10 protein-coding genes and 1 tRNA gene are annotated in these 9,303 nt (G+C 62.5%); 3 read left to right on the forward strand and 8 right to left on the reverse strand.

Annotated elements, in window-relative coordinates:
* Positions 1–3 precede the first annotated feature (3 nt).
* Both AC5DC2_RS13885 and cpdR read right to left on the reverse strand, forming a co-directional pair.
* A tRNA-Val gene (locus AC5DC2_RS13885) sits at positions 4–78 on the reverse strand.
* Between the two features lie 94 nt (positions 79–172).
* Entirely contained in the window at positions 173–535 is a 363-nt protein-coding gene (gene cpdR, locus AC5DC2_RS13890; RefSeq protein WP_024708997.1) for a cell cycle two-component system response regulator CpdR, read from the reverse strand.
* Positions 536–682: 147 nt separating this feature from the next.
* On the opposite strand from cpdR, the gene AC5DC2_RS13895 reads away from it, so the two are divergent.
* Both AC5DC2_RS13895 and hisN read left to right on the forward strand, forming a co-directional pair.
* The gene (locus AC5DC2_RS13895) at positions 683–1,597 is read left to right on the forward strand and encodes an N-formylglutamate amidohydrolase (RefSeq protein ID WP_024708998.1); all 915 of its coding nucleotides are present in this window, start codon (positions 683–685) and stop codon (positions 1,595–1,597) included.
* 363 nt (positions 1,598–1,960) lie between these two features.
* Complete coding sequence (hisN, locus tag AC5DC2_RS13900) at positions 1,961–2,737, forward strand: histidinol-phosphatase (RefSeq protein WP_024708999.1); 777 nt, start codon at positions 1,961–1,963, stop codon at positions 2,735–2,737.
* Positions 2,738–2,743: 6 nt separating this feature from the next.
* Here hisN and AC5DC2_RS13905 read toward each other — a convergent pair whose 3' ends face one another.
* Positions 2,744–3,649 (reverse strand): alpha/beta fold hydrolase, encoded by a 906-nt coding sequence (locus AC5DC2_RS13905; RefSeq protein ID WP_491698901.1) that lies wholly within the window; start codon positions 3,647–3,649, stop codon positions 2,744–2,746.
* A gap of 500 nt (positions 3,650–4,149) precedes the next feature.
* Here AC5DC2_RS13905 and AC5DC2_RS13910 point away from each other — a divergent pair, with 500 nt between their 5' ends.
* The gene (locus AC5DC2_RS13910; RefSeq protein ID WP_024709001.1) at positions 4,150–4,632 is read left to right on the forward strand and encodes an Hsp20 family protein; all 483 of its coding nucleotides are present in this window, start codon (positions 4,150–4,152) and stop codon (positions 4,630–4,632) included.
* 54 nt (positions 4,633–4,686) lie between these two features.
* Here AC5DC2_RS13910 and AC5DC2_RS13915 read toward each other — a convergent pair whose 3' ends face one another.
* The 5 genes from AC5DC2_RS13915 to AC5DC2_RS13935 all read right to left on the reverse strand — a co-directional run bounded on the left by AC5DC2_RS13915 (position 4,687) and on the right by AC5DC2_RS13935 (position 8,529).
* A complete protein-coding gene (locus AC5DC2_RS13915) occupies positions 4,687–5,262 on the reverse strand; it encodes a DoxX family protein (protein WP_024709002.1) in 576 nt (191 codons plus the stop codon).
* A 5-nt stretch (positions 5,263–5,267) separates the two neighbouring features.
* Positions 5,268–6,053, reverse strand: coding sequence for an HvfC/BufC family peptide modification chaperone (locus AC5DC2_RS13920; protein ID WP_491698902.1), 786 nt, complete (start codon positions 6,051–6,053; stop codon positions 5,268–5,270).
* Positions 6,046–6,939 carry an MNIO family bufferin maturase gene (bufB, locus tag AC5DC2_RS13925; RefSeq protein ID WP_491698903.1) on the reverse strand — a complete coding sequence of 298 codons (894 nt, stop codon included), beginning with the start codon at positions 6,937–6,939 and terminating at the stop codon, positions 6,046–6,048. The genes AC5DC2_RS13920 and bufB overlap by 8 nt, the downstream gene beginning before the upstream one ends.
* 73 nt (positions 6,940–7,012) lie before the next feature.
* Positions 7,013–7,312 carry a BufA1 family periplasmic bufferin-type metallophore gene (locus AC5DC2_RS13930; RefSeq protein WP_024709005.1) on the reverse strand — a complete coding sequence of 100 codons (300 nt, stop codon included), beginning with the start codon at positions 7,310–7,312 and terminating at the stop codon, positions 7,013–7,015.
* 146 nt (positions 7,313–7,458) lie between these two features.
* Entirely contained in the window at positions 7,459–8,529 is a 1,071-nt protein-coding gene (locus tag AC5DC2_RS13935) for a threonine aldolase family protein (RefSeq protein WP_491698904.1), read from the reverse strand.
* Positions 8,530–9,303 lie beyond the last annotated feature (774 nt).

The following is a 9,303-nucleotide window of genomic DNA, read 5'->3' on the forward strand; positions in this document are numbered from 1 at the left end:
GGATGGTGGGCGTGACAAGGATCGAACTTGTGACCCCTACGATGTCAACGTAGTGCTCTCCCGCTGAGCTACACGCCCATCCGTGGCGCGGTGTATTCCAAACTTTGGCGGTCGCGTCAACTGGTTTTTGAAGCTTTTTTGTCGCCTTTCGCTTTCGCTCCTGCGCGCCGGACTAAACGCCGAGAACCTTTTCCACCTCGTCGACCAGATCGCGCAGGTGAAACGGCTTGGAAAGCACCTTGGCGTCCTTGGGGGCTGCCGAATCGGCGTTGAGCGCGACGGCGGCGAAGCCGGTGATGAAGATCACCTTGAGATCGGGGTCGAGCTCGGTCGCCCGGCGGGCAAGCTCGATGCCGTCCATCTCGGGCATGACGATGTCGGTCAGAAGCAGCGAAAAAGGTTCCTCTCGCAGCCTGTCATAGGCGCTTGCGCCATTATCGAAAGCGGCTACCTGATAACCGGCCTTTTCCAGCGCTTTCACCAGGAAACGGCGCATGTCGTCGTCATCTTCCGCCAGAAGAATTTTCAGTACCATCGGCTCAACCATATCGGCGCATTGGGCTTTCGCGTTTACCGGTCTGATAGACCCTATGTCGTAAACAAGCAATAAAGAGGGCCTCAAACTTTCCGCCGCCCGGGCGGCGGCCTTGGCAGGCAAGGCCGGAGCGCGTAAATCTCCGGTATGAAGGAAGCGACAGTGACCGGCAGGGACGAACTGAGTTTTGACAGCGATGCGCGTTGGTTCGAGGTGATCCGCCCCGAGCGGCAGACGCTGCCGCTGGTCTTCAACTCGCCCCATTCCGGCCGGGTCTACAGCAACGCCTTTCTGTCAGAGACGCGGCTTGACGCCCACGAGATCAGGCGTTCGGAGGATCTCTACGTCGATGAACTGTTCGCCATGGCGCCGGCCTTCGGCGCGCCGCTGCAAAGGGCCTTCTTTCCGCGCGCCTTCCTCGACGTCAACCGCGAACCCTTCGAGCTCGATCCGCGCATGTTTTCCGGCGCCCTGCCGTCGCATGTCAACATGACCTCCATGCGGGTCGCCGGCGGTCTCGGCACGATCCCGCGCATCGTCGCCGAGAACATGCCGATCTATGACGCCCCGATCGATGCGGGCGCGGGGCTCAGGCGAATCGAGGAAATCTACCGGCCTTATCACCGGAGCCTCAAGCAACTGATGCAGGAGACAAAGCGACGGTTCGGGCGGGCGGTGCTGATCGACTGCCATTCCATGCCCGGCAGCGTGACCGTCGGCGGCCACCGCCGGAAGCCCGATATCGTCATCGGCGACCGGTTCTCCACCAGCGCCTCGAGCGACATCGCCTATGCGGCGATCTCGATCCTCGAGCGGATGGGCTTCGTCACCGCCTACAACAAGCCCTATGCGGGCGGTTTCATCACCGAGCACTACGGCCGTCCCGCCGCCGATTGCCATGCGCTCCAGATCGAGGTCTCGCGCAGACTATACGCCGACGAGCAGAGCTACGCGAAAAAGCCGGAATTCATCGCGCTGAAACAGGCGTTGACGCTGTTCATCCAGGAATTCTCCGCGTTTCTCGCCGGCAGCGAGGACAGTGCAGGCCTTGCTGCGGAGTGAGGCGTTTCGTCCGGGTGCGCGGGGCGTTCAAAAAAAACCGCGCCGTGGGCGCGGTTAAGTCTAGGGAGGAAACACCCAAGGAGGGTATTCACAGTCGAGAGACTGTAGTCCAGACAATAGATGACCGTGCGAGGCCTGTCAAGTTAATTTGCCTGAATTTTGCGCAATAAGTACTATTGTCTAATTTTTACGCGTACTGCCCGCTTTTTAATTTCCTTTTGCCGCATGGGTGAGCGGAAATCTCCGGTCAGGACGCGTGTTCGGGGCGCGCGGCGTATTTTCTCGCCCGAGGCGATTCCCTTGAGGGCGGAAAGACTCTAGAAACTGGCGGAAACGTTTCCTCGTCTTGCCACAGGATCTGCCATGCTTCCCGATCATGCCTTTTTCACAAGGCTCGCCGATGCCGCCGCCGCCGAGACCTTGCCGCGCTTCCGCTCGGGCCTTGATGTCGACAACAAGCTGAGCGGCGGTTTCGATCCAGTCACGGAAGGCGACAGGGCCGCCGAAAGCGCCATAAGGCGGCTGATCGAGGAGACCTATCCGGATCATGGCATCCTCGGCGAGGAGCATGGCGCAAGCGGGCTTGATCGCGAATATGTCTGGGTGATCGATCCGATCGACGGCACGCGGGCCTTCATCTCCGGCGTGCCTGTATGGGGCACGCTGATCGGGCTTTACCGGAACGGCCGTGCGGTGATGGGGCTGATGGACCAGCCCTTTACCGGCGAGCGGTTCTTTGCCGATCCGGGGGGGAGCCTGTTTGCCGGGCCGGGCGGGCCGCGGCGGCTGAAAACCCGCGATTGCCGGGAACTCGGCGCGGCAGTGCTGTTTACCACCTCGCCGCGGATCATGGGCACGGCTGCGCTGTCGCGCTACGACCGGCTGGAGCGGCAGGTCCGGCTCGCGCGCTACGGCATTGATTGCTATGCCTATTGCCTGCTGGCATCCGGTTTTGCCGATCTCGTCGTCGAAAGTGACCTGAAGCCCTATGATGTCGGGGCGTTGATTGCGATCATCGAAGGCGCCGGCGGCGTGATCTCTACCTGGACCGGCGAGCGGCCCGAGCATGGCGGCGATATCGTTGCCGCAGCGACGCCCGCACTTCACGAGGCGGCCCTTGCCGAGCTGAACGCCGCATAAGGCTTTTCAGCGCGCGGCCAGGCATTCATCGAAAAAGCCGAGGATGGCGTCCAGGGCAGGGCGGCGCACGGCATCGACCTCCTGCAGGATCTCATGCCCGGATGACGGCAGCACAAGGTGGCGCGCGCCGAGCTTTGCGGCCAGTCGCGCCTGCGGCCCTGCCGGGATCAACGCGTCGCGGCCGGCGGAGAGGAGAAGCGACGGGCAGCCGATCGCGGCAAGCGCCTTCGGGCGGGTGAGCCGGCGGATCGCGCCGAGACAGGCAGAAAGCCAGCCGAAGGTCACCGGCCCCAGCAGATAGGGCGGATCGGTTTTCGCCGCCGCGATATTGCGCGCGTAGCGGGCGCGGTCCGATGTGTGGGGCTGATCCTCGAACCGCGCCGGTTGGCTGTGCGGCCGCGCGGTGCGCTGCCTTGCCCGGCCCGTGCGGCTGAAGAGCCAGGCCATGGCGCGGACCACAAAGGCCGGGTAGCGGTCATGGCGGATGCCGACGAAGGGCGCGGAAAGCACAAGGCCCGCAAACCGGCCGGAAGCCTGTTCCGCAACCGAAAGCGCGATCAGCCCGCCAAGCGAATGACCCAGAAGAAAATAAGGCCCGGGCATTCTGCCCTCGACCTTCTGGGCGAAGAAGTCGACAATGTCCCGAGGGTAGTCCGAGAAATGTTCGATATGGCCCATATTGCCGTCCTCGGGTCGGCGTTCGGAGCCGCCCTGGCCGCGCAGGTCCAGGATTGCGACGGCAAAACCGGCACAGCGGAAATCGCACACGGTCTCGGCATATTTCTCGATGAACTCCGCCCGGCCCGCGACAATGAGCACCGTGGCGCGTGCGTCTTCGCATGGGAACAACCCGTAACGCAGCATGATGCCGTCAAAGGCGCGCATCATGCCGATCGTGTGGTTCGCGTCCATTGCCTGTCGTCCATTGCCTCGTGATCCGCCCCGTGATGACGCCCGCGTGCGGCAAAGGCAATGGCCTGTTCGTGAATTGGGGCGTAAAAAGGACCGGAACCGGACGCTTGAACAGGGGTAAAAGCGTCTCGGCTCCGGCCAAGATACCGCTATCACTGGGTCAAGAGTGACAACGGTGCCGGGACGGGTGCGCCGTAGTTCCCGGCAAAAGCTGAATGGCGCATTACGCCTGAACGTGAGTTCAATAGCGCATTCATATTGCGTTCATTCTCAATATAGTGGCGACGAATGCGGGGCAAAACTGCGTCAGCGCGCCCTGCCAAGGCGAGTGCGCGATGATGATTTTGCCAGCGCAGGCCCTCTTGAAATCGATGCAGACTTTTCCCAAATCTTCAAACGTGGACGCCGACTACCGGGTCCGCAACCGTTTTCCGCGATCGCCTGTTTCGGGATCGCCGGGAAATGTCATCGCAACCATACGTCGCTCAAAGGAGGACATTATGCGTAACGTCGATTTTTCGCCCCTTTATCGTTCTACCGTCGGTTTTGACCGGCTTTTCAATCTCCTCGACTCGATGGGCCAGCCCGAACAGGCGCCTGCCTATCCGCCCTATAATATCGAGCGCACCGGCGAGAATGCCTATCGCATCTCGATGGCCGTCGCCGGCTTCAGCGAAAGCGAGCTTTCCATCGAGGCCCATGCCAACGTGCTGACCGTGAAAGGCGAGAAGGCCGAGGAAGATGACGAAGGCAACAGCGAATACCTCTATCGGGGTATCGCAAAGCGCGCATTCGAACGCCGCTTCCAGCTGGCTGATCACATGGAAGTCCAGGGTGCAACACTGAAGAATGGTCTACTTTATGTTGAGCTGCTGCGCAACATTCCCGAGGCCATGAAACCGCGCCGAATTGCAATCGAGACGCGATCCGGCGAGCCGAAAACGATTTCGGCGCAGAAGAATGTGGAGATGGATGCCGCCTGACGGCAGACCCCCACTAGCAGAAATTGTAACGGCGCCTCTCGGGGCGCCGTTTTTTCATCCGTGCCAGCGCCGTGTGATTCGCGCGGCCAGGTGATCCAGGGAAATTCTGCCGGGTCCGTAGATGACCAGCAGGACCAGCGGCACTGTCCAGAGAAGGCGCTGGTCGAGGATGACGCTGTCGGGGAAGCGGTCGAACAGCGCGCCGATGGTCTCGCCGCCGACCTGATGTACCGTGATGTCCACCAAGGTCTGGACCGCGATGAAGCCGAGCATGCCGAGGGCGCTCAGCCGGGTGGCGAGGCCGAAGATGATCAGCAGCGGCAGGGCGAATTCGGCATAGGTTCCCAGATGAACGATCAGCCCCCAGGGCAGGAAGGACACCGAGGAGACATCGCCGCCGGCGGCCTCGACGGCGGGAAGCGCGATCTGGTAGTAGGCGGAGCTTCGAACCATGAAGAAGCCGGCAAGGCCGGGTTCGACCTTGGTCAATGCCGAGTTCAGGAAGTAGAGCCAGAGGGTGGAGGCAAACACCAGCCGGGCGAAAAGCCCCGGAAACCATGGCGCCAGGAAGGTCTGGAGGCGTGCAAAGACACGGTCATGGAGACGCGCGATCGTGCAGATGAAATGCATGGTGACTACTCCCGTGCAGCCGAAAGGCGCGTGAAGGCGCCCGAGGTGATCAATATCGAAAACGCGGCGCCGAGGTCGAAGGCGGGGTCGAGCGCCGTCGCGGCCTCGGCCGCCTCGCAGATCGGCATGCCCTCGATCAGTTTGCCGAAGAAGACGGCCTGTCCGTCGTCAAGCGAAAGCACCGCAACGTCATAGTGCGGTCGGGTTACCAGCGCGGTCTCGGCCGGTGACGGGTCGAAATCCCTGAGCCCGGTTCCGTTGCGGGCGCGCAGGAAAATGCTCACCGCCGCGCTGTCGAAGCGCCGCAGCCGTGTGGCCGGGTGCGGAACGAGGGCTGCCGCCATCAGGCCGTCCGGCGAAAGCGTCTGGAGCTCGTCGGGTGATAGCGGATCCGCATCTTCCGCGTGATAGGCATCGAGCCAGGCCCGCTCCAGACGGGCGATATCGGACAGGAAGAACAGATTTTCCGCTGGCTCGAACGTGGCGATGAAATCGGCAAAGCCGTGGCCGTATTCGGCAATCACAGGCGTCCGCGGCGGTTCGCGGGCGATATAGTCGCCGGCCATGGCGGAGAAGAACCGTTCCCCCACAAGGTCGCGCGTCACGGGAAAGATATCCGCGAGCGCGCCTTTGAGTCCGACAGCGACATTGTTGCGGTAGACGCCGAAGCGTTTGACGGCAGGTCCGCCGAACGGGTTGGAAACGCCATCCGGCGCGGTTTCGGCCGGCGGCCCGAGAAGGGCCGCTGCGAAGCCCTCGAGCGTTGCGGCAGCGGAGCGAGGGTCAGCCATGGCGGCTGCCGAGCAGAAAGCGCTCGCCCTCCCGGTTCATGATCTCCTCGGCCAGTTGCGCCTCGCGTTTCAGGATCGGCCATTCGGGCACGTCATTGTCCCATTCGATCAGCGTCGGAAGCGGGCCGGTCTTCTGGATGACGAAGGCATAAAGCGCCCAGACGGCGTCATCGACGGGTCGGTCATGGGCGTCGATCAGAAGCGGCGCGCCCGTATCGTCAACATCCTCTGCGTGGCCGGCGAGGTGTATCTCGCCGACCCGCTCCAGCGGAAAACTCTTCAGGTATGACAGGGCGTCAAAGCCGTTATTGGTTGCCGAGACATGGACGTTGTTGACGTCGAGCAGCAGGCCGCAGCCGCTCCTGCGCGCAATCTCGTCGAGGAAGATCGTCTCCGGGATCGTGCTTTCGGAAAACGCGACATAGGTGGACGGGTTTTCCAGCAGGATCGGCCTCTTGAGCCTGTTCTGCACCCGGTCGATATGGTCGACGATATGGCAGAGCGTCTCATCGGTATAGGGCAGCGGCAGAAGGTCGTTGTAATAGGCGTCGTCATGGGTCGACCACGCCAGGTGTTCGGAAACGAGGCCTGGTTCATAGCGCTCGACAACGCCCGCCAGCCGTTCCAGATGGCCCGGATCAATCCCGCGCGGCGAGCCGATCGAAAGGCCGACGCCGTGGACGGACAGGGGGAAGTCCTGGCGCATGCGCGTCAGGATGCGGTGCGGGTGGCCGCCCGCGCCCATATAGTTTTCCGCATGCACTTCGAGAAAGCCGATTGCGTAGTCATCGTTCAGGATGGCGTCGGCATGGGCGGTCTTGAAGCCGGCGCCGGCCCGCTGCGGGACCTGTCGCTGCGCAAGCAAGGCAGTCATTTCGCTGGACATGTGTAGCGCTCCCACGCACTGGATGACGCAAGACCGCCGGCGCGCCGAGGGCACCGGCGGCGTTGACGCGCAATCACATTGCGGGCAGGTCGCGATCGAGCGGCTCGAGCGAACCCATCCGGTCTCCCGGCAGCTTCATGTCCGTGCAGGAGCCCTCGGCCACGTATTTCCAGGCATTGCCCTGGTAGTCGACCTTGGACGTGCCTGCGCAGGTCGTGCCCGGTCCGGCGGCGCAATCGTTCTGGCCGGCCATGGCAACGCCGTAGCACTTGACATTGGCGGCCTGGGCGGGGGCGGTGGCCGCAAGGCTGCCGACAGCCACGGCGAGCGCGCCGGCAAGCGTTGCTGCGCTGATCTTGTTGGTCTTCGACATGCTATTCTCCTCATTGATCGAGACGGGTTCGATTGTTGTGCAAGCCTTGTCCTTGCACGCAGGAGTTTTGCAAAATCGGCCTTCACTTGGAAATCAATCGAGCGTCACCCCGCAGTCACGCCGCGTCACCGGCCTGTGAGGCGCCGTTACCCGTTTGTGAGCGGCTCGGCCTCAAGGAAGGAGACAAAGCGATCGACCTCGGCCTCCGTCGTGGCGAAGCTGGTCACGCAGCGCGCCAGAACCTCGCCCTCGGCCACCAGCCCGGGCTGGTCGACCGGCGTCAGCCAGTCGTAGAACTCAGCGCCGGCCTTGCGCGCGGCTTCGGCCGCGGCCTTCGGCAGGATGATGAAGACCTCGTTCGATTGGGTCTCCCAGGCAAGCCGCGCCTTTGCCGATTTGCGAAAGGCAATGCGCATCCGCTCGGCCATGGCGTTTGAATGACGGGCAAGGCCGAGCCAGAGATCGTCGGTCAGATAGGCGTCGAGCTGGGCGGAGATGAAGCGGGTCTTGGAGAAGAGATGGGCGGCGCGCTTGCGGATGAAGGGCATCTCCCGCGCCTGGTCCGGGTTCATGAACACGATCGCCTCCGCGCACCAGCAGCCGTTCTTGGTGCCGCCGAAGGAGAGGATGTCGACGCCGCGCTTCCACGTCATTTCGGCCGGCGTCGCATTGAGCGCCACCAGCGCATTGGCAAAGCGCGCGCCATCCATGTGAACCGGAAGGCCGCCTTCCTTTGCGACAGCGGTGAGCGCATCAATTTCGTCAAGTCCGTAGACGGTGCCGACCTCCGTCGATTGCGTCAGCGACAGCGCCATGGGCTGGCCGTGATGGATGAAATCCGCCGGATAGCGCGCGGCGATGCGCCTTAGCTCCGACGGCGTCATCTTGCCTTCCGGGCCCGAAACGGTGGCGAGCCTGCCGCCGCCGGTGAAATATTCCGGCGCGCCGCCCTCGTCATTGGCGATGTGGGCGTCCTTGTGGCAGAAGACCACGCCGCCCGGCCGCCCGACGGAGGAAAGCGCCAGCGAATTGGCCGCCGTGCCCGTGCCGACGAAGAAGACGGCGACCTCGCGCTCGAAGAGATCGTTGAACCGCGCCTCGATCTTCCGGTCCAGCGGGCTTGTGCCATAGGCATTGGCATAGCCCGACTGTTCGCGCAGCAGCGCCTCGCCGATTGCGGGATGGGCGCCGGACCAGTTGTCGGAAGCAAAAAACATGGATAAAGACCTCAAAAGCGTTCTGGAAATGCGGTTAGCGGGATATCAGGGAAAAGGTCGCCGCCTGTAAAGGGGCATTCCCGATGTCCGGTGCGAGGTGCTGTCTTCGCAGGAGTTTGCGCCTGTCGGCTTGATGGGCGTGGATTCTGCCTATAAATTGCCGTTTTCTTTCACGTCTGTCGAAAGAACCTTGAAATGGGTAACTTTGTTGCGCTGGCCGGTCATCCGGCGTAATTTTCTCTCGCCTTCGGACGCGCGATTTCATTATTTGCTTGCCACTTTGCGTGGTTTCTGGCATGAACGGCAGATAGGACAGTTATGCTGTCCTATTTTTATGTCCGGCTGTGTCGTGTGCCGGTCGCAAGGGGCTGACGCGTTCCCGCTTTTTGGTCTATAATGACCGCACAAGCGGAAGGCCGCGCTCCTGCCTCGCTCACGACAAGAGCCATCGGCTGGAGCGCCCGTTGTATGGTCGTCCCGGTTTTAAATGAGAGAGAGGTCTGCAGGCGGCGGGGCGCGACAGCGTCTTCACGCATTTGCCTGCTCCCCACGATCCGGTTTCGCCTGCATTCCGGCAGGTTTTAAGGAGATCTTGTATGACGAAGATGACGCCATCCGCGCTCAGTGGTGCCCCGCTCACGCAAATGACCGTGACGCCTGCCGCCAATAAAGCTGCCGACGGCCGTCGCAACAAACGTCAGGGGCTCTATGATCCGAGGAACGAGCACGATGCCTGCGGCGTCGGCTTCATCGCCCATATGAAGGGCGAGAAGT

Source organism: Martelella sp. (genome assembly GCF_984369615.1).

What these genes read in the sequence shown, in the direction of transcription:
- cpdR (WP_024708997.1), bottom strand. Translation starts at nt 535, where the DNA reads ATGGTACTGAAAATTCTTCTGGCGGAAGATGACGACGACATGCGCCGT.
- AC5DC2_RS13895 (WP_024708998.1), top strand. Translation starts at nt 683, where the DNA reads ATGAAGGAAGCGACAGTGACCGGCAGGGACGAACTGAGTTTTGACAGC.
- hisN (WP_024708999.1), top strand. Translation starts at nt 1,961, where the DNA reads ATGCTTCCCGATCATGCCTTTTTCACAAGGCTCGCCGATGCCGCCGCC.
- AC5DC2_RS13905 (WP_491698901.1), bottom strand. Translation starts at nt 3,649, where the DNA reads ATGGACGCGAACCACACGATCGGCATGATGCGCGCCTTTGACGGCATC.
- AC5DC2_RS13910 (WP_024709001.1), top strand. Translation starts at nt 4,150, where the DNA reads ATGCGTAACGTCGATTTTTCGCCCCTTTATCGTTCTACCGTCGGTTTT.
- AC5DC2_RS13915 (WP_024709002.1), bottom strand. Translation starts at nt 5,262, where the DNA reads ATGCATTTCATCTGCACGATCGCGCGTCTCCATGACCGTGTCTTTGCA.
- AC5DC2_RS13920 (WP_491698902.1), bottom strand. Translation starts at nt 6,053, where the DNA reads ATGGCTGACCCTCGCTCCGCTGCCGCAACGCTCGAGGGCTTCGCAGCG.
- bufB (WP_491698903.1), bottom strand. Translation starts at nt 6,939, where the DNA reads ATGTCCAGCGAAATGACTGCCTTGCTTGCGCAGCGACAGGTCCCGCAG.
- AC5DC2_RS13930 (WP_024709005.1), bottom strand. Translation starts at nt 7,312, where the DNA reads ATGTCGAAGACCAACAAGATCAGCGCAGCAACGCTTGCCGGCGCGCTC.
- AC5DC2_RS13935 (WP_491698904.1), bottom strand. Translation starts at nt 8,529, where the DNA reads ATGTTTTTTGCTTCCGACAACTGGTCCGGCGCCCATCCCGCAATCGGC.